Genomic DNA, 16,821 nt, shown 5'->3' on the forward strand with positions numbered 1-16,821 from the left:
GCCGTTATTCGGCCACCACGCGGGCGCCTTCCGGAGCAATGCGGCCCACGTGCAAGTCGTGGGCAATGCCCAGTTCGGCAAACACGCTGCCCAGAGCCGCGGCCACGGCGTGGGCGGTTTCGCCGTCGCGGTTCAGCATGAAGATGGAGGGCCCCGAGCCCGAAATGCCGCCGCCCAGGGCCCCGGCCGCCAGGGCCCGCCGCCGCGCCTCGGCCAGCCCGGGGATGAGCGGGGCCCGCGCCGGCTCCACGATGTAGTCTTCCAGGGCCCGGCCAATCAGGGCGTAGTCGGCGGTGAGGAAGCCGGCCACCAGGCCGCCCACGTTGGCCCACTGGCGCACGGCCAGCCCCAGCGGCACGGCGGTGGGCAGCAGGGCCCGGGCCTCCTTGGTCTTGACCTCGATTTGGGGGTGCACCACGGCCACCCACAGCGGCGGGGCCGGCAGGGCCACCACGTCGAGCACCGGCGCCAGGGCCCTAACCAGCGTAAAGCCGCCAAAAATGGCCGGCGCGATGTTGTCGGCGTGGCGCACGCCGCTGGCCACGGCCTCGCCCGCCATCGCAAAGTCCACCAGCTCCAGCTTATTGAACCGGTGGCCCAGCAGCGCGTTGGCCCCTACTACGGCCCCAGCGGCGCTGGCCGCGCTGCTGCCTACGCCACTGCCCGGCATGATGCCCTTGGTAATTTCAACTTCGAAGCCCACCGCCTCGGGCACCTTTTCCAGCAGGGCCAGCAGGGCCGCTCCGGCTACGTTGTGGAGGGGGTCGGTGGGCAGGCCGTAGTGGTCGAGGTGGGTGATTTTCAGGCCGGGCCCCCCGGTGCGGCGCAGGCGCAGCGTGTCGTAGGGCGCGGCCAGGGCCAGGCCCAGCACGTCGAACCCACAGCCCAGGTTGGCAATGGTGGCGGGCGCGTGGACGAGAACGGAATCGGGGAGGGGCATTAAAATGATGATTTTTCTAGGCCGTCATGCAGAGCGCAGCGAAGCATCTCTCCCGCTGACTATTCTATTAATTACTGCCGCGGGAGAGATGCTTCGCTGCGCTCTGCATGACGACCTATTTTGTCTCACGCTTCAAAAAGCGTAACGATTACAGCCGGGCGGCGCGGATGATGTCGGCGAACACGCCGGCGGCGGTGACCTCGGCCCCCGCGCCGGCGCCCTTCACCACCAGCGGCTGCTCGGCGTAGCGGTCGGTGTAGAAGAGCACGATGTTGTCCTTGCCGCGCAGCTCGTACACGTCGTGGCTGGGCAGCACGGCTTGCAGGCCCACGGCGGCGGCCCCGTCGTTGAAGCGAGCCACGAACTTGAGGCGCTTGCCCCCGGCCGTGGCCGCGTCGTACAGAGCCCTAAAGTGGGCTTCGTGCACGGCCAACTGCTCGTAAAAGGCTTCCACGTCACCCTCCAGGCAGGAGGCAGGCAGGAACGATTCGATTTGCACGTCGCTCATTTCCAGCGGGTGGCCGGCTTCGCGGGCCAGGATCAGGATTTTGCGGGCCACATCGGTGCCGCTAAGGTCGAGGCGCGGGTCGGGCTCGGTATAGCCTTCGTCCTGGGCCTGGCGCACCACCTCGGCAAAGGGCCGCGAGCCGTCGTAATTGTTAAACACGAAGTTGAGCGTGCCCGAAAGCACGGCCTCCATGCGCCGCACCACGTCGCCGCTGCGTGTGAGGTCGCTGAGCGTGCCGATGATGGGCAGGCCCGCGCCCACGTTGGTTTCGAACAGGAAGCGGGTGTTGAAATCCTGGGCCAGCTTTTTGAGGCCAGCGTAGTTGGCGTAGGCCGACGACGCGGCCACCTTGTTGCAGGCCACCACGGCCACGCTCTTTTCGAGCAGGGCGGCGTAGTTGTCAGCGGCGGCGGGGTTGGCCGTTACGTCTACCAGAATAGAGTTGCGCAGGTTGCGGCTCACAATGAGCTCGGTGAACTCCTCCAGCGTGCAGGGTCCCGCGGCGGCCAGCGCGGCGGGCCAGGCAGCCAGGTCCAAGCCGTTCTCGTCCACGACGCAGTGGCGGCGGTTGGCAATGGCCACCACGCGCACTTGTAAGCCCAGCTGCTGCTGCAGGTGCTGCTGCTGCTGGGCCAGCTGGGCCAGCAGCTTGCCGCCCACGTTGCCGGGCCCCAACACGTACAGGTTCACCTGTTTATAAGCCGGCTCGAAGAACGCCTCGTGCAGCACGTTGATGGCCTTGCGCACATCGGCGGCCCGGATGACGGTGGAAATGTTGCGCTCCGACGAGCCCTGGGCAATGGCCCGGATGTTGACTCCGTTCTGCCCCAGGGCCCCAAATAGGCGCCCGCTGATGCCGGGGTGGTTCTTCATGTTTTCACCCACCAGCGCCACAATGGCCAAGTCGTTTTCGGGCCGCAGCGGGGCAATGCGCCCGCTGGCAATTTCGGGGGCAAACTCGGCGTCGACGGCGGCCTGGGCCCCGGGCACGTCGGCAGCGGCCAAGCCCACGCAAATCGAGTACTCCGACGAGCTTTGGGTGATGAGCACCACGTTGATGCGCTCGCGGGCCAGGGCCTCAAACAGGCGCTTCGAGAAGCCGGGGATGCCCACCATGCCGCTGCCCTCCAGGTTCAGCAGCGACAAATTGCCGATGCTGGAGAGGCCACGCACCACCTCGCTGCTGGGCGGCGGGGCCACTTCCACCAGCGTGCCGTAGTCAGCCGGGGCGAAGGTGTTTTTGATCCAGAGCGGAATACCGCGCTCCATTACTGGTTGAATGGTAGGCGAATACAATACCTTGGCCCCGAAGTGCGACAGCTCCATGGCCTCCTGGTACGAGATGCCGGCGATGGGCCGCGCCCGCGACACGAGGCGTGGGTCGGCGGTCATCATGCCGCTTACGTCGGTCCAGATTTCGAGCACGTCGGCGTCGAGGGCGGCGGCCAGCAGGGCGGCCGTGTAATCGGAGCCGCCGCGGCCCAGCGTGGTAGTGTTGCCCTGCTCGTCAGCGGCAATGAAGCCCGGCACCACCCACACCTCGCCGGGGCGCGCGCTTTTAAACGCCTGCACTTGGAGCCGGGTGATGGCCACGTTCACCTCAGCCGCGCCGAAGCGCGCATTGGTGCGGATGAGTTGGCGGGCGTCGGCCCACACGGCGGCAGTGCGGGCCCCCAGGGCCTCGCGTACCAGCTGCGACGAGAACAGTTCGCCGTAGCTCATCAGCCGGTCGAGGGTGCGGTCGGACAGCTCGCCGAGCGAAAAGATGCCGTCGCAGAGCTGCAGCAGCTCCGAAAAGCCGCGGGTGAGCAGGTCGGTGATGTCGGGCTGGGCGGCCGGGGGCAGTAGGGCCTGGGCGGCGGCCAGGTGCCGCTGTTGCAGCTGGGCCAGCGTGTCGCGGTAGCGGTAGTCGCCGCTGGCCGCCGCTCGCCCCGCCCCGATGAGGGCGTCGGTGGTGCCCCCCAGGGCCGATACCACCATCACGACGGGGCCCCGGGCCAGGGCTTGGAGCGCGATGGCGCACGATTTCTCGATGTTTTCCGCGGAGGCTACGGACGTGCCTCCGAATTTGAGCACTTGCATTAAGGTGGCGGTTGGGCGTGGGGCCGGGTGGATGGGCCGGCAAAGGGCAGGGCAACCGACACCGGGCCCCCACAACGCCGGCCGGCGGGGCCCCCAGCCGCGCCGCGGAAAAAGGAACGCCCGACTCAAACGGCGGTGTTTGAATCCAGTATCTTTGCAAACCTACAGACTATTTTTTTCGACCACTACAATGCTGGACAAATTAGAAGCCATCCGCCTGCGGTACAACGACGTGAGCGAAGAGCTAATGCAGCCCGATGTGATGTCGGACCTGAAGCGCTACAAGTCGTTGAACAAAGAGTATAAAGAATTGGGCAAAATCGTGGCCGAGTACCGCAATTACCAGCAGGTGCTCAGCAACATCGAGAATGCCCGCCAAGTTATTTCGACCGAAAAAGACGAGGATTTCCGCGAAATGGCCAAGGCTGAGCTCGACGAGCTTGGGCCCGAGCAGGAACGCTTGGAAGGCGCCATCAAGGACTTGCTGCTGCCCCGCGACCCCAACGACTCGAAAGACGTCATCATGGAAATCCGGGCCGGGGCCGGCGGCGACGAAGCCGCGCTGTTTGCCGGCGACTTGCAGCGCATGTACCTGCGCTTCGCCGAAAAGCAGGGCTGGAAAATGGAGCTCGTGGACGCGATGGAAGGCACGGCCGGCGGCTATAAGGAAATTATCCTGGCCGTGAAGGGCGAGGACGTGTACGGCAAACTCAAGTTTGAGAGCGGCGTGCACCGCGTGCAGCGCGTGCCGGCCACCGAAACCCAGGGCCGCATCCACACCAGCGTGGCCTCGGTGGTGGTGATGCCGGAAGCCGAAGAGTTCGACATTGACCTGGATATGAACGACATCCGCAAGGACCTCTTCATGTCTAGCGGCCCCGGCGGCCAGTCGGTGAACACGACCTACTCGGCCGTGCGCCTCACTCACCTCCCCACCGGCCTTGTGGCCCAGTGCCAGGACCAAAAATCGCAGCTCAAAAACTTCGACAAGGCCCTGCAAGTGCTGCGCTCGCGCATTTTCGAGATTGAACTGGCCAAAAAGAATGAGGCCGAAGGCGCCATCCGCAAGAGCATGATCGGCAGCGGCGACCGCAGCGACAAGGTGCGCACCTACAACTACCCCCAGGGCCGCGTGACGGACCACCGCATCGGCTACACCGTGCACAACCTGCCCAGCGTGATGGACGGCAACGTGGACGATTTCGTGGAAAACCTCCGCATCGCCGAAAGCGCCGAGCGCCTGAAAGTGGGTGTGTCGTAAGGAGATAATGGGGCCCTTGAGCCGTTGTCATCTCCATTATAAATAGCATATTCAGGCCGTCATGCAGCGCGCAGCGAAGCACCTCTCCCGCAGCAATAATTAAGATATGCTGCTGCGGAAGAGGTGCTTCGCTGCGCGTTGCATGACGGCCTCGATGCGCCGAATTACATTTTCCAATGCGCCACTTTTTTCTTGCCTTCATCTTACTCGGTTGCCTGTCGGCGCTGCTGCCGGGCTGCGAGCCGAAGGAAGACTTAGTGCAAACCTCGGGCAGCCTGAGCTTTGTGCAGGACACGGTGCTGTTCGATACCGTGTTTACCACGGTGCGCACCGTGACGAAGCGGCTGTGGGTGTACAACCGCAACCGCGGGGCCCTGAAGACGGACATCAGCCTGGCCGGGGCTGGGGCCAGCCCGTACTCGCTCATTATCAGCGGCGATGCGGGGGCCAGCGCCAGCGGCGTAACGGTGCGGGGCAACGACAGCCTGCTCATCCTGGTGCGCGCCACCGTCGGCGACAACGGCACGGCCACCGCGGCCAAGCAGTTTGTAGTGGCCGACCAAATCAACTTCCTCACCAACGGCAACGCCCAGGACGTGAAGCTGGTCGCCTACGGCCAGAACGCCTATTTCCACTACGGCGACATCATCGCCAAAGACGTTACCTGGAAGACCGACAAGCCCCACGTCATCGTCAACCGCACCTACGGCAGCGGCACGCAAGCCTACGTGGTGGGCGTGGCGGTGGCGCAAGGCGCCACGCTGCGCATCCCGAAGGGGGCCCGCATCTATTCGCACGCCGGGGCTGTGCTGCAAGTGGATGGCCGGTTGCTGGTGAACGACTTAAGTGAGCCCAACGCCTTCGTGCCCACCGATACGGTGAAGGACACTAACGCCAACATCGTGCGCTTCGGCGGCGACCGGCTCGAAGATTTCTACGCCGACACGCCGGGGCAGTGGGGCGGCCTCGTATTCACGAGTACCAGCCGCGGCAACCGCATTCGCTACGCCGAAATCAAGAACGCCACCTACGGCCTGCTGCTGCTGAACACCGCCCCCACGGGGCCCCATCCCGACGTGGCCATGGACAACACGACGATTAAGAACATTTCCGGCAATAACGTATCGTTTGCTGGCGCTGCGCAGACGCCCGTATCGCTGGATACCGGCGGTGGCATCATCAGCATTGCCGGCGATGTGAAGGCCACCAACTGCCTGTTTGCTAACTGCGCTGAATACGCCATGCTGGGCTTTGGCGGGACGTACGACGTGAACTTCTGCACCGTGGCCAACTACCCCAACACCACGGCGGTGCGCAAATCGGCCTCGCTAACCTTTACCGACAAGTCGCCCCTGGACAACGTAACCGCGCTGTCGTCGCCGCAAATCACGCTGCGCAACAGCATTGTGTGGGGTTCTATCGATGACGAGCTGTACTTCGACGACGTAGATAATTACCGCGCTAGCCTCGTGGTGCGCAACTCGGTGCTGCGCACCAGTACCTACGCCGGCACTGCCTTCGCTACTACCGGCAAGCCGGGCCTCGCCGACGCGGCGCTCGGCAACTTGCTGAATACCGACCCGCTGTTTTTACGCTCGCCGTTCAGCGGCAGCCGGCTCGATTACTCGCTGCAAGCCACCTCGCCCGCCCTCAAGCTAGGCCCTGCCTACGGGAATGTGCCGGCCCGCGACCTGCGCAACCTGCCGCGCGCGGCCCGCACCGTGGGGGCCTACGAGCACAAATAGAGCCCTGGGGCCCTATTTGCACCTAGCGCTGCACCTGCCCGGCCGCCGCGTAGCGCAGCGTATCGAACAGCACCAGCTTTTGGGTGCCTTGCACAGCGTAGGCGGTAAGCAGGCCTTGGCGCAAGTCGAGCCGCAGGTGCTTGCGGGCCGAGAACAGCGCGTTCTGCTGGTCCACGTCGGCCGTAATTTCCTCGGGAGCGGCCCCGGCGCTGAGTACCGACAGCCGGCCCACCGGGGCAATGTCGTGGCCGGGCAGGCGGGTGTAGGTGCGGCGCAGCCGCCCGTCGGGGAGCCGAGCCGAATCGACGGCATAAACGCCACGCAGGGCGGCTTTATTAATGTCAGCCTGGAAAAACAGCTGCAATTCGTCGGCCCACTTCACGGCGGGCACGCGCACCGTTTCGGGGACGCTGCCGCGCACGCTCACGCGCTTGAGGGTGGCGGTGTGGGCCTGGCCGAGCTGCTTAATTTGTTGATCAAGCAAGCCCTTCACGTCGAAGTACAGCGGCTGGGTGGCGGCCGGTGCGGAGGGAGCGGCCTCGGGGGCCCCACAGCCCGCCAGCAGCAGCGGCAGGGCCCCCAGCCAAGCGCCGTGGCTCTTACGCATGCGGGGCGTCGGCGGGGCGCAGCAGGTTCAGGCCGGTCATCTCGGCAGGCTGGGCCACGCCCATCAGCGCCAGGATGGTGGGGGCGAGGTCGGCCAATTTGCCATCGGCGAGGGTGCCGTGGTAGTTGTCGTCCACTAAAATGCAGGGCACCAAGTTGGTGGTGTGGGCCGTGTTGGGCGAACCGTCGGCGTTGCGCATGAACTCGGCGTTGCCGTGGTCGGCGATGATGATGCTGGCGTAGCCAGCGGCGCGGGCGGCTTCCACCACGGCGCGGGCGCAGGCGTCGGCCGTTTCCACGGCCTGCACCACGGCTGCGAACACGCCGGTGTGGCCCACCATGTCGGGGTTGGCAAAGTTCAGCACCACGAAATCGGCGGCGTTGGCTTGCAGTTCGGGTATGAGCGCGTCGCGCAGGTCAGCGGCGCTCATCTCGGGCTGAAGGTCGTAGGTGGCCACCTTGGGCGAGGGGCACATAATGCGCCTTTCGCCCTGAAACGCCACCTCGCGGCCGCCCGAAAAGAAGAACGTCACGTGCGGGTACTTCTCGGTTTCGGCGATGCGGATCTGCGTCTTGCCGTTCTCGGCCAGCACCTCGCCCAGCGTGCGGTTGAGGTTGTCTTTCTCAAATACCGGCGTCACGCCCCCAAAGCTGTCGTCGTAGTTGGTCAGCGTCAGATAGTGCAGGTTCAAGCGCTGCATTTGGTAGGCGTGGAAGTCCTGCTGCGTCAGCGCTTCCGTAATCTCGCGGCCCCGGTCGGTGCGGAAGTTGAAGCACAGCACCACGTCGTCCTCCTGAATGGTGGCCAGCGGCTGCCCGTCGCTGCCCACTTTCACGATGGGTTTCAGGAACTCGTCGGTAATGCCTTCTTTGTACTGCTCCTGAATGGTTTGGATCAGGTTCTGCGAGGGCGTGCCCACGCCGTTTACCAGCAGGTCGTAGGCCACTTGCACCCGTTCCCAACGCTGGTCGCGGTCCATGGCGTAGTAGCGGCCCACCACCGAGGCAATTTTGGCGCCCGTGCGCTCCACGTGCTGCTCCAGGTCGTTGATGTAGCGCACGCTGCTCTTGGGGTCGGTGTCGCGCCCGTCGGTAAAGGCGTGCACAAACACCCGCGGCACGCCCGCCTCGTGGGCGATGGTGCAGAGGGCCTTCACGTGGTCGATGTGCGAGTGCACCCCGCCGTCGGACAGCAACCCAATGAGGTGCAAGGGCTTGTTATTGGTGCGGGCGTATTCAAAGGCTTTCACCAAGGCCGGCATCTGGCCCAGCTTCCGGTCGCGGATGGAGCGGCCGATGCGCACCAACTCCTGGTCGACCACGCGGCCCGCGCCGATGTTCATGTGGCCCACTTCCGAGTTGCCCATCTGGCCCTCGGGCAAGCCCACGGCCTCGCCCGAAGCCTGGAGCGTGCTGTGCGGATAACGCTGCAACACTTCGTGGTAGAAGGGCGTCTGTGCTTGGTCAACGGCCGAATTAATCGTGTTTTGGGTCAGGCCCCACCCGTCCAGAATCACCAATAATACCTGTTTGTTCATGGCGCAAAGATACAGGGGCCGGCACAAGGGTTAACCGCAACCGCGCCACGAGATAGAATTTTAGGCAGATTTCTGCCCGCTTGCCCGCCAACCCGCGCGGGCCGCCGCTCGTAATTTGGCCTTGGCTGGGGGACCCTCTCCAACTGGCACTGTTTTCGCTACACTCCGCTTTGATGATAAGTCCTTTACTTTTTACCATGAAACCCTTCTTTTTGCGGACGCTGGCTGCCGCGTGGTTGCTGGTGCTGCTGGGCTTTACGGCCCAAGCCCAAGCTGATCTGGGGCCCGTGCGCGGGGCCCTGCGCAACGGCTCGGCGCACGAACTGGCCCAGTACCTGGCCCCGGCCGTCGAAATTAGTTTTGACGGCGACAAGCAAAACTTCAACGCCACCCAGGCCGAGTTGGTGCTGAAAGACTTTTTCGCCAAAAACGGCCCCACCGGGTTCGACTTTATCCACCAGGGAGCCAGTGGCGAAGGCATCCAGTACGCGGTGGGGCGCTACGCCAGCCGCGGCGGTACCTACCGCGTCTACGTCAAGCTGAAGCCTTCGCACGGGGCCCCGGTAATTGATAATTTGGACTTTACCAAAGAGTAACCAACCATTATTGCCACTGAAGCCCCGCTGCCTGATCACCAGGCGGCGGGGCTTTGCGTTGGGGCGCCGGTGGTGCTTCCACGGCAAGGGCGGGGCCCGTACCTTTGCGGCGTGCAACCGCTCCCTACTTACTTAACCGACGAGGCCCTCGCCACCTTCATTCGCACGGCGCTGGCCGAAGACGTGGGCGACGGCGACCATTCGGCGCTGGCCGCCATTCCGGCTGAAGCCCGCAACCGCGCCCGCCTATTAGTGAAAGGGAGCGGCGTGCTGGCTGGCGTGGCCCTGGCCCCGCGCATCTTCGCGGCCGTGGACGAGGCCTTGCAGGTGCGCGAGGCCTTGCCCGACGGTACCCGCGTGCAGCCCGGCGACGTGGCCTTTGTGGTGGAGGGCCCCGCGCGCAGCATCCTCACCGCTGAGCGCCTGGTGCTCAACTGCATGCAGCGCATGAGCGGCATTGCCACCTACACGGCCCGCCTCACCGAGTTGCTCGCCGGCACCAAAACCCGCCTCCTCGACACCCGCAAAACCACGCCCAACTTCCGCCTCTGCGAAAAGTGGGCCGTGCTGATTGGCGGCGGCGTGAACCACCGCTACGGCCTCTTCGACATGATTATGCTGAAGGACAACCACGTGGACTACGCCGGCGGCGTGGCCGCGGCCCTGGCCGCCACGCACGCCTACTTGGCCCGCACCGGCCGGCAGCTGCCCATCGTGCTCGAAACCCGCACCTTGGAAGAAGTACAGCAGGCCGTGGCCGCTGGCGGCTTCCAGCGCCTGATGCTCGACAACATGACGCTGGCCCAAATGCACGAGGCGGTGGGGCTGGTGGCCGGCCGCTTCGAAACCGAGGCCAGCGGCGGCATCACCGAGCAAACCCTGGCCGCAGTGGCCGCCACCGGCGTCGACTACATTTCGGTGGGGGCCCTCACGCACTCAGCCGACATCCTAGACTTGAGCTTGAAAGCATTTTAAAAATTAATGTGTTGAGTGTGGAGAATGTGAAAACGTGGGAGGTTTGTTTTAGACTATCAAAACTCTCATTATCAAACTTCCACATCCACACGTCCTACGCATCTCCACATTTAAAAGAATCATGAATCAACCCAACCAACGCGGCGGGGGCGGCGGCTTCCGCCAGCAGCAGCAACCGTCGCCGCTGGCCATCGTCACCAAAAAATCGCAGTTCGACACCAACGCCTACACCAAGCTGGCCATGGCCGAAGTGTGGCGCAAAGACTGGAAGTACGCCCTCGTGCCGTTCGCCATCGGGCTGCTGCCGGCCATTATCTGGCATTCGTGGTGGTGGCTGGCGCTGAGCTTCGTGCTCACGCTGCTGTTTGTGCTGCTGCGCTCGGCCCAGGTCACGGGCGTGACGCAGATGGAGCAAAGCAAGCCGCTGTTTGAGCGGATGAGCTTTGAGATGGACCAGAAGCAGCTGCTGCTGCGCGTGAGCAAGGAAAAAGCCATGCAGCTGACCTGGGACATGATCGGCAAGGTGCGCCGCGACGACGATGCGTACTTGCTGTACCTCAAGCCCGGCGACCCGCCCGCCGACACCGCTGGTTGGCGCCTGTGGATTGCCCGCACGTTCGACGTGCCGGTGTTTTTACATTTGCCCCAGCGCATCTTCAACTCCGACAACGACCGCAAGCTGTTCGAAGCCCTGCTGCGCCGCAAGAACCTGCTGGCCTAGGGCCCCCGCCAAAAAAAGCGCGGCGCGGCCCACCCCGCTGCCCGCCGCTACGTAACGCATTCCATCTGACCGCTATTGCTTGTTTCCTCACCCATGAAATTTCTCTCCCCTCGCTTGCTGGCCGTGGCCACCGCCGCCCTCGCCCTGAATGCTTGCAGCACCGAGCCCTCCGACTGGCGCCCCGACGAAAAAGTATCGGTGGACATGGTAGCCCCCGGTACCCGCATCAGCGACATGCGCGCCAGTGATTCTGCCGACATGCCCAACGCCGCCAAAGGCGCTGCCATTCCGCGGCCCACCAACTCGTCGGTGAAGCTCGACGAGCGCGCCATGCCCAACGCCGCCGAGGCCACGTCGGCTGATGCGGCCAACTTGAAGGGCGAGGAGAAAAAGAACGACGCCGCCCCCGCCGATGGGGACGCGCGCCACCAGCCAGCGGCGGAAAAAAAGTAGCTGCCCGCCGGCTCAGTAATTTTTGCAGCGGCCGCCTGCTTCGCCGACCAGCGCGGGGCAGGCGGCCGCTTTTGTGCAGCCGCAGGACGGCCGTTTTTTGCGTTTTTGCGGATGTGGATTGCCATTTTTGTATTGCTGGGCACGGTGCTGGGGGCGGGCTGGGCCGCTGGCCGGGTGCCCGCGGCTCTGGGCCAGGCGGCCCTGAAGCCGCTGTTGGCCTTTAGCGGAGCTTATTTGTTTACCCTCACCGTCACGCACTTACTGCCCGAGGCCTGGCAGCTGGTGCCGGGCCAGGGCCCCCGGGTGGGGTACTGGGTGCTGGGAGGATTTTTTGGGCAGGTACTGCTGGAGGTGTTCTCGCACGGCATCGAGCATGGCCACGTGCATGCGGCCGACGCCCACGCGGCCCGGGCAGGCCGCGTGCCGTTGCTGCTGCTGGGGGCCCTGGCGGTGCACTCGCTTTTGGAAGGCAGCATTTTGGTGCCGGCTGCTGCCGGCGCGGTGGGGCCCCCGTACCACGCCGTGGTGGCTGGGGTGGCACTGCACCACGTGCCGGCCGCGTTTGCGCTGGCTACGCTGCTACACCAGCGGCCTGGCCCCGCCCGGCGCACGTGGCCCGCGCTGCTAATCTTTGCCTTGGCCGGCCCGGTGGGCATTTTGAGTAGCAACTACTTAGTGCTGCATGAGCGGCTGGGCGCGGGGGCCTATGCCGCGCTGCTGGGACTGGTGGCCGGCAATTTCCTGCACGTTTCCACCACCATCCTGTTCGAAACCAGCCCCGAACACCGGCTCGACTGGGCCAAGCTGGGAGCTACCGTAGTGGGCGCCGCCCTGGCCCTAGCCATCGCCTAATCCCTTAACAGGTATCCATTCACGTTCAACAGCCGTTCAAAGAGCCTTAATTGGCTAATTGAACGGCTGTTGAACGTGAATGGATACCTGTTAAGGGGAAAAACTACCCCTCCAGCAAGGGGCCCCGGCCGTACAGGAACTGCTCCAGTTGCTGGGCGCGGGAGGTTTCCCGGGCCAGGGCGGCTTGCAGGCCCAGCAGGCGCTGGCGCATGGCCAGCACTAGGTCGAGGGCTTCGGGCGGCACGCCCAGGCCGTGGTGCAGGCGCGCTAGGCGCGGCAGCAGCTCGTCGGGCTCGTCGTCGACCTCCACGGCGTTGGGGGTGGGGGCCGGGCGCAGCAAGCCCACGGCGACGAAGCCGTGCAAATCCTCGGCGTTCAGGCCGTAGCGAACGGCGCATTCCTGGAAAGTGAGAACGAACATAAGCGGGCGGGAAAAGACGTAAATCGGGAAAAGCAACGGCTACGCTTCGGTGCCGCGCAGCGCGGCCAGCTGCCCAAACAGCGCCTTCTCCTCGTCGGTGAGGTGCTGGGGCAGGGCAATGGTCAGGCGCAGGTAGAGGTCGCCGAATTGGCCCGCCTGGTCGTATACCGGGAAGCCCTTGCCGCGCAGGCGTAGGCGGGTGCCGTTCGGGGTTTCGGGCTTGATTTTGATTTTGACCGGGCTGCCCAGCGTGGCCACGGTTTGCTCGCCGCCCAGCAGCGCGGTGTACAGGTCCACGGGCACGTCCTGGGTCAGGTCGTTGCCGGTGCGGGCGTAGCGCGCGTCGGGCGCGAGGCGGAAGGTGAGGAGCAGGGCCCCGTCGGGGCCCCCGTTGCGGCCGGGGCCCCCCTGGCCGCGCAGCCGGATGGTTTGGCCATCGGCCACGCCCGGCTTCACGGTCAGGCGCAGGTTTTTGCCGTTCACCGTGATGGTGCGCGGGCCGCCCTGGTAAGCTTCCTCCAGGCTTAGCTCCAGTTCGGCTTGGTAGTCCTGGCCCGCACCGGGGCGGGCGCTACGGCCCCCACCGCCGCCCATATTGCCGAAAATGGAGCCGAAGAAGTCCGAAAAATCACCGCCTTCGTCGCCAAATGGGTTGCCGCCCCCGCCGCCCTGCGTGTACTGGCCCCAGTCGAAGCCACCCCCGCCGCCGGGGGCCCCGCGCCCGCCCGCGGGGCCCCGGCCGGCGCCCTGCTGCTCGTAGCGCTGCCAATCGGCGCCCAACTGGTCGTACTTCTTCCGCTTGTCAGCATCGCTCAGCACCTCGTTGGCCTCGTTCACCTCCTTGAATTTGCGCTCGGACTCCGGGTCGTTGGGGTTCACGTCGGGATGGTGCTGGCGGGCCAGCTTGCGGTACGCCTTTTTAATTTGCTCGGCCGTGGCGGTTTTCTCTACGCCCAGCGTCTTGTAATAATCCTTATATTCCATTGATGATGCGTAAAAAAGCGAGGGCGGGGAGCAGCAAATGACGGCAATAAGCAGCGAAGACAAGGCCACGGGGCCAACTGCGCACCCGGGGCCTGTTTATTTCTTCAGCGGGTCGTGGCCCCAGTTCATCAGCGAGTAGCGCCAGGGCGTGTGAGCCACGTCGCCGCTGGGGCGCTGGGCCGAGTGGCGGGCAATGTAAGAATGCACTTTATGCATGTGGGCCTCGTCGTCGGGACTAATGCCGTCCTTCTTTTTATGCAAAATATCAACGATGCGCTTGCCCGATTGGTGGCCAATGCTTTCGCCGCCGTTATCGGCTTGGCCTACGCTTTTTGACTCGTCGCTTTTTAGCCACTTTTCTAACTCGGAAGCGGTCATGTTCACTTCCTCGTGGAAAGTGCGGTACAGGTCGTCAGCGGGAATTTTCGTGGCCATGGGAATGGAGAGGTTAATTAATCCGGCGCTACCCAGCCCGGTACCAGTTGAACGTAAGGAAGCCATGCCGCGTTTTTACCGCCGCGCCTGCGCCGTTGGTACCGGTTTTGCATAAGGGTTTGGTAGGGTACCGGGTAGCGTAATACATTTGCTCAGTCCGGAAATTTTCTGCTTAGAGTATCCCTGTTTAAATTCAATTTATCTAAAAAATTACCCGTTATGCGTACTTCGTTCCGGTTTGTAATTTTAGGGGCTTTGCTGTTGGGCGCCGCTGGGGCCCAGGCCCAAACCAAGCTGCCGCCGCGCCGCACCGCCGTGCCGGCCCGGGCGCGCTTAGCCGCCACGCCGGGCGCCGGCGTGAAGGACGGCCTGGCCATGGTGAACGGCCGCGTGGTGCTCACCGAGCAGGGCCTGGCCAACCCGCTCACGGCCGATAAAAAGCTGCTGAGCGGTTACACCGTCAGCCCCGCCGGCCTCGTCACGTCGCCCAACGGCACCACGGTGCAAATGGCCGAGGGCGACGTGGCCTCGCTCACGGGCCGCGTCACGACGCACAAGGTGATGGCCGAGCAGGACAGCATCCTGAAGATTCAGCAGTACGACATCAAGTACCCCGGCAAGCGCGAAAAAATGGCCAAAGAGCTGGAGCGCAAGGAGAAAGAAAAAGCTAAGCGCGCCGAAGCCACCGAAAAGGCCAAAGCCAAGCGCGAAAAAGACAAGAAGTAAGCGCCGCCCGCCGCGGCACCCGCAAGAGCCCACGGGGCCGCTCAGCTACTGGCTGGGCGGCCCCGTTTGGGTTTTGGGGCCCTGGTTAGGGGCGGGCCGAATAGTAGGCCAGCACCTCATGGCCAGCCTTGTCGTCGTCGGCCTCCACCACCTCGTCGAGCACTTGTTGGACTTCGGCTTCCGACCAGCCCTCGTCTTCGGCGGCGCGCACCCAGTGGTCGAGGGCAGCGAAACGGCCCAGGCCGGGCGGGCACGTCCAGGCGACTTTCTTGCGGATGTTTCGGTTCATGGCGGCAAAAGTAGCTAGCGGCCGCCCGTGCGCGGAGCCGCCCGGATGACTTCGAGCTTCACGGGCACCACGCCGGCGCGCACCAAGTCGAGGCGGCGGGCGGCCTTGCCCGACACGTCCACGATGCGGCCAGCCACGTGGGGGCCCCGGTCGTTCACGGTCACCTTCACCGAGCGGCCGTTGCGCACGTTCGTGACGCGGATGCGGGTGCCGAAGGGCAGCGTATTGTGGGCGGCCGTCATTTTGCCGGGCCGATAGATGGCCCCGCTGGTCGTAGGCCGCCCGTTGAATTTATTGGCGTAGTAGGAGCCCTGGCCCGACTGTGTGAAGCCCGGCCGGCTGCTGCCGCAGCCGGCGGCCAGCAGCCCTGCTACCAGGGCGGCGGCTAGTGCAGCGCGGCGGGACCAGGGGCCCCCGTGCATGATTTGGCGATTGAAATAGTTCTTCATGTTGCGTTCAGGCCCGCGGCCCACCTTTCGGAAAATTACCCCTTACAACTCACACACACCCTTTTTTCGCATACCATGAAGACCACCCTCAAACTCGTAGCTGCCCTCGCCCTCACCGCTTCTTTCTTCAGCGCTTCGGCCCAAAGTGACGACAAGATGGCCAAGAAAGACGCCAAAATGATGGCCAAGGAAGACAAGAAGATGAAGCACAAGGCCAGTGACGACAAAATGATGAAGAAGGACGCCAAGATGATGAAGAAGGACGACAAAATGGCGCCCAAAATGTAAGTAGCTGGCCCTCTGAGGCCCCAAAGGAGCCGTTCGGTGGCCGTTGCTTGGCACAAGCAGCGCCGCCGGGCGGCTTTTTTCGTGGCCGGGGCCCCGTCAGCGGTGGGCAGGGGCGGTGGCCGGCGTCGGTACGCGCAGGGCTAGCAGCGCCGCGTAGCTGCCCTGGAACACGTTGAAATCGACCGTGCCGCGGATGCCGGGCACGTAGGCTTCGTCGGAGTGCTGCCAGATAATCCACTTGCCGGCGGGCAGGGTGGGGCGCTCCACCTCGTAGTGGGCCAGCCAGAGCGGGTACTCGTCGAAGTGCCCGGCCAGGTGGCGGCGGTAGAAGCCGTGGTTGGAATACACGATGGGCCGCACGCCGTAGTGGGCTTCCACCAAGCGCAGCCAAGTAGCCACCTCGCGGCGCATCACGGCCACGTCGTGGAACTGGCCGGCTTCCACGTCGAGCACCGGGGGCAGGTCGCCGGGGCCCAGCGGCACGGTGCGGATGAACAGGCGCGCCTGCTCGGCTCCGCTGCGGTTGGGCGAAAAGTAGTGGTAGGCCCCCCGGCAAATGCCCGCCGCCTGCGCCTCGCGCCAGTTGCGGGCAAAGCGCGGGTCTTGCAGGCGCACGCCCTCGCTGGCCTTAATGAAGGCAAACCGCACCGCGTGGCGCGCTACCTCGGGCCAATCGATGTGCCCCTGGTAGGCCGATACGTCGATGCCATGCACCGAGAACCCGGCCAGCAGCGGCGTTTTTTCGCGCCCCGTGAGGCCTCCGTGCGTGAGCGTGGCCCAGGTGCGCCGGGCGTAGCGGTTGAGTTGCACCGTGTGGCGGGCGTAGTACACACCGGCCCCCAGCAGGCTCAACAGCAGCGCTGCTGTCAGCCAGCGCGCCGCCGGGCGCCGGGGTAGGCGCGCAACGGGGGCGGCGGGGGTGGAGTGGAGACGGGGCATGGCTTTGCCAAAA

19 protein-coding genes are annotated in these 16,821 nt (G+C 64.7%); 9 read left to right on the top strand and 10 right to left on the bottom strand.

The window, feature by feature from the left end; genetic code table 11:
- Positions 1-4 precede the first annotated feature (4 nt).
- Both AXW84_RS21520 and thrA read right to left on the bottom strand, forming a co-directional pair.
- A complete protein-coding gene (locus tag AXW84_RS21520) occupies positions 5-940 on the bottom strand; it encodes a homoserine kinase (protein ID WP_068238280.1) in 936 nt (311 codons plus the stop codon).
- Between the two features lie 148 nt (positions 941-1,088).
- Positions 1,089-3,530 carry a bifunctional aspartate kinase/homoserine dehydrogenase I gene (thrA, locus tag AXW84_RS21525; protein WP_068238283.1) on the bottom strand — a complete coding sequence of 814 codons (2,442 nt, stop codon included), beginning with the start codon at positions 3,528-3,530 and terminating at the stop codon, positions 1,089-1,091.
- A 190-nt stretch (positions 3,531-3,720) separates the two neighbouring features.
- Between thrA and prfA the strand changes: the two genes are divergently transcribed.
- Positions 3,721-4,791, top strand: coding sequence for a peptide chain release factor 1 (prfA, locus tag AXW84_RS21530; protein WP_068238286.1), 1,071 nt, complete (start codon positions 3,721-3,723; stop codon positions 4,789-4,791).
- 176 nt (positions 4,792-4,967) lie between these two features.
- A complete protein-coding gene (locus tag AXW84_RS21535) occupies positions 4,968-6,536 on the top strand; it encodes a hypothetical protein (RefSeq protein ID WP_068238288.1) in 1,569 nt (522 codons plus the stop codon).
- A 22-nt stretch (positions 6,537-6,558) separates the two neighbouring features.
- Here the strand turns inward: AXW84_RS21535 and AXW84_RS21540 are convergent, their stop codons facing one another.
- A complete protein-coding gene (locus AXW84_RS21540) occupies positions 6,559-7,143 on the bottom strand; it encodes a hypothetical protein (RefSeq protein WP_068238291.1) in 585 nt (194 codons plus the stop codon).
- A complete protein-coding gene (gene gpmI / locus AXW84_RS21545) occupies positions 7,136-8,680 on the bottom strand; it encodes a 2,3-bisphosphoglycerate-independent phosphoglycerate mutase (protein WP_068238293.1) in 1,545 nt (514 codons plus the stop codon). Before gpmI ends, AXW84_RS21540 begins: the two co-directional genes overlap by 8 nt.
- A gap of 197 nt (positions 8,681-8,877) precedes the next feature.
- On the opposite strand from gpmI, the gene AXW84_RS21550 reads away from it, so the two are divergent.
- The 5 genes from AXW84_RS21550 (at position 8,878) to AXW84_RS21570 (ending at position 12,277) form a co-directional block, all read left to right on the top strand.
- On the top strand, positions 8,878-9,276 hold the full coding sequence (locus AXW84_RS21550; protein WP_068238297.1) for a DUF4783 domain-containing protein: 399 nt from the start codon (positions 8,878-8,880) through the stop codon (positions 9,274-9,276).
- Between the two features lie 111 nt (positions 9,277-9,387).
- Positions 9,388-10,251 carry a carboxylating nicotinate-nucleotide diphosphorylase gene (nadC, locus tag AXW84_RS21555; protein ID WP_068238300.1) on the top strand — a complete coding sequence of 288 codons (864 nt, stop codon included), beginning with the start codon at positions 9,388-9,390 and terminating at the stop codon, positions 10,249-10,251.
- 121 nt (positions 10,252-10,372) lie between these two features.
- Complete coding sequence (locus AXW84_RS21560) at positions 10,373-10,972, top strand: YcxB family protein (protein ID WP_068238303.1); 600 nt, start codon at positions 10,373-10,375, stop codon at positions 10,970-10,972.
- Between the two features lie 93 nt (positions 10,973-11,065).
- Positions 11,066-11,425 (top strand): hypothetical protein, encoded by a 360-nt coding sequence (locus AXW84_RS21565; RefSeq protein ID WP_157887179.1) that lies wholly within the window; start codon positions 11,066-11,068, stop codon positions 11,423-11,425.
- 111 nt (positions 11,426-11,536) lie between these two features.
- Positions 11,537-12,277 (top strand): zinc/iron permease, encoded by a 741-nt coding sequence (locus AXW84_RS21570; protein WP_068238312.1) that lies wholly within the window; start codon positions 11,537-11,539, stop codon positions 12,275-12,277.
- 103 nt (positions 12,278-12,380) lie between these two features.
- On the opposite strand, the gene AXW84_RS21575 is transcribed toward AXW84_RS21570, so the two are convergent.
- The 3 genes from AXW84_RS21575 to AXW84_RS21585 form a co-directional block, all read right to left on the bottom strand.
- Positions 12,381-12,698, bottom strand: coding sequence for a hypothetical protein (locus tag AXW84_RS21575; protein ID WP_068238318.1), 318 nt, complete (start codon positions 12,696-12,698; stop codon positions 12,381-12,383).
- A 39-nt stretch (positions 12,699-12,737) separates the two neighbouring features.
- On the bottom strand, positions 12,738-13,682 hold the full coding sequence (locus AXW84_RS21580; RefSeq protein ID WP_068238327.1) for a J domain-containing protein: 945 nt from the start codon (positions 13,680-13,682) through the stop codon (positions 12,738-12,740).
- A gap of 96 nt (positions 13,683-13,778) precedes the next feature.
- Complete coding sequence (locus AXW84_RS21585; RefSeq protein ID WP_068238330.1) at positions 13,779-14,117, bottom strand: DUF3140 domain-containing protein; 339 nt, start codon at positions 14,115-14,117, stop codon at positions 13,779-13,781.
- A 219-nt stretch (positions 14,118-14,336) separates the two neighbouring features.
- Between AXW84_RS21585 and AXW84_RS21590 the strand changes: the two genes are divergently transcribed.
- Entirely contained in the window at positions 14,337-14,843 is a 507-nt protein-coding gene (locus tag AXW84_RS21590; RefSeq protein WP_157887180.1) for a DUF6799 domain-containing protein, read from the top strand.
- 85 nt (positions 14,844-14,928) lie between these two features.
- On the opposite strand, the gene AXW84_RS21595 is transcribed toward AXW84_RS21590, so the two are convergent.
- The gene (locus AXW84_RS21595) at positions 14,929-15,132 is read right to left on the bottom strand and encodes a hypothetical protein (RefSeq protein WP_068238336.1); all 204 of its coding nucleotides are present in this window, start codon (positions 15,130-15,132) and stop codon (positions 14,929-14,931) included.
- 14 nt (positions 15,133-15,146) lie between these two features.
- On the bottom strand, positions 15,147-15,581 hold the full coding sequence (locus tag AXW84_RS21600; RefSeq protein WP_236943192.1) for a septal ring lytic transglycosylase RlpA family protein: 435 nt from the start codon (positions 15,579-15,581) through the stop codon (positions 15,147-15,149).
- A gap of 75 nt (positions 15,582-15,656) precedes the next feature.
- Between AXW84_RS21600 and AXW84_RS21605 the strand changes: the two genes are divergently transcribed.
- On the top strand, positions 15,657-15,869 hold the full coding sequence (locus tag AXW84_RS21605) for a hypothetical protein (protein WP_068238339.1): 213 nt from the start codon (positions 15,657-15,659) through the stop codon (positions 15,867-15,869).
- A 96-nt stretch (positions 15,870-15,965) separates the two neighbouring features.
- Here AXW84_RS21605 and AXW84_RS21610 read toward each other — a convergent pair whose 3' ends face one another.
- Complete coding sequence (locus AXW84_RS21610) at positions 15,966-16,808, bottom strand: glycoside hydrolase family 25 protein (RefSeq protein WP_068238342.1); 843 nt, start codon at positions 16,806-16,808, stop codon at positions 15,966-15,968.
- Between the last annotated feature and the right edge of the window lie 13 nt (positions 16,809-16,821).

The sequence above is a fragment of the Hymenobacter sp. PAMC 26628 genome, from assembly GCF_001562275.1.
Classification (GTDB): domain Bacteria; phylum Bacteroidota; class Bacteroidia; order Cytophagales; family Hymenobacteraceae; genus Hymenobacter.

Excerpts from the sequence above, each read along its gene's own strand:
- AXW84_RS21520 (WP_068238280.1), bottom strand. The coding sequence starts at position 940 with ATGCCCCTCCCCGATTCCGTTCTCGTCCACGCGCCCGCCACCATTGCC.
- thrA (WP_068238283.1), bottom strand. The coding sequence starts at position 3,530 with ATGCAAGTGCTCAAATTCGGAGGCACGTCCGTAGCCTCCGCGGAAAAC.
- prfA (WP_068238286.1), top strand. The coding sequence starts at position 3,721 with ATGCTGGACAAATTAGAAGCCATCCGCCTGCGGTACAACGACGTGAGC.
- AXW84_RS21535 (WP_068238288.1), top strand. The coding sequence starts at position 4,968 with ATGCGCCACTTTTTTCTTGCCTTCATCTTACTCGGTTGCCTGTCGGCG.
- AXW84_RS21540 (WP_068238291.1), bottom strand. The coding sequence starts at position 7,143 with ATGCGTAAGAGCCACGGCGCTTGGCTGGGGGCCCTGCCGCTGCTGCTG.
- gpmI (WP_068238293.1), bottom strand. The coding sequence starts at position 8,680 with ATGAACAAACAGGTATTATTGGTGATTCTGGACGGGTGGGGCCTGACC.
- AXW84_RS21550 (WP_068238297.1), top strand. The coding sequence starts at position 8,878 with ATGAAACCCTTCTTTTTGCGGACGCTGGCTGCCGCGTGGTTGCTGGTG.
- AXW84_RS21560 (WP_068238303.1), top strand. The coding sequence starts at position 10,373 with ATGAATCAACCCAACCAACGCGGCGGGGGCGGCGGCTTCCGCCAGCAG.
- AXW84_RS21565 (WP_157887179.1), top strand. The coding sequence starts at position 11,066 with ATGAAATTTCTCTCCCCTCGCTTGCTGGCCGTGGCCACCGCCGCCCTC.
- AXW84_RS21570 (WP_068238312.1), top strand. The coding sequence starts at position 11,537 with ATGTGGATTGCCATTTTTGTATTGCTGGGCACGGTGCTGGGGGCGGGC.
- AXW84_RS21575 (WP_068238318.1), bottom strand. The coding sequence starts at position 12,698 with ATGTTCGTTCTCACTTTCCAGGAATGCGCCGTTCGCTACGGCCTGAAC.
- AXW84_RS21580 (WP_068238327.1), bottom strand. The coding sequence starts at position 13,682 with ATGGAATATAAGGATTATTACAAGACGCTGGGCGTAGAGAAAACCGCC.
- AXW84_RS21585 (WP_068238330.1), bottom strand. The coding sequence starts at position 14,117 with ATGGCCACGAAAATTCCCGCTGACGACCTGTACCGCACTTTCCACGAG.
- AXW84_RS21590 (WP_157887180.1), top strand. The coding sequence starts at position 14,337 with ATGCGTACTTCGTTCCGGTTTGTAATTTTAGGGGCTTTGCTGTTGGGC.
- AXW84_RS21595 (WP_068238336.1), bottom strand. The coding sequence starts at position 15,132 with ATGAACCGAAACATCCGCAAGAAAGTCGCCTGGACGTGCCCGCCCGGC.
- AXW84_RS21600 (WP_236943192.1), bottom strand. The coding sequence starts at position 15,581 with ATGAAGAACTATTTCAATCGCCAAATCATGCACGGGGGCCCCTGGTCC.
- AXW84_RS21605 (WP_068238339.1), top strand. The coding sequence starts at position 15,657 with ATGAAGACCACCCTCAAACTCGTAGCTGCCCTCGCCCTCACCGCTTCT.
- AXW84_RS21610 (WP_068238342.1), bottom strand. The coding sequence starts at position 16,808 with ATGCCCCGTCTCCACTCCACCCCCGCCGCCCCCGTTGCGCGCCTACCC.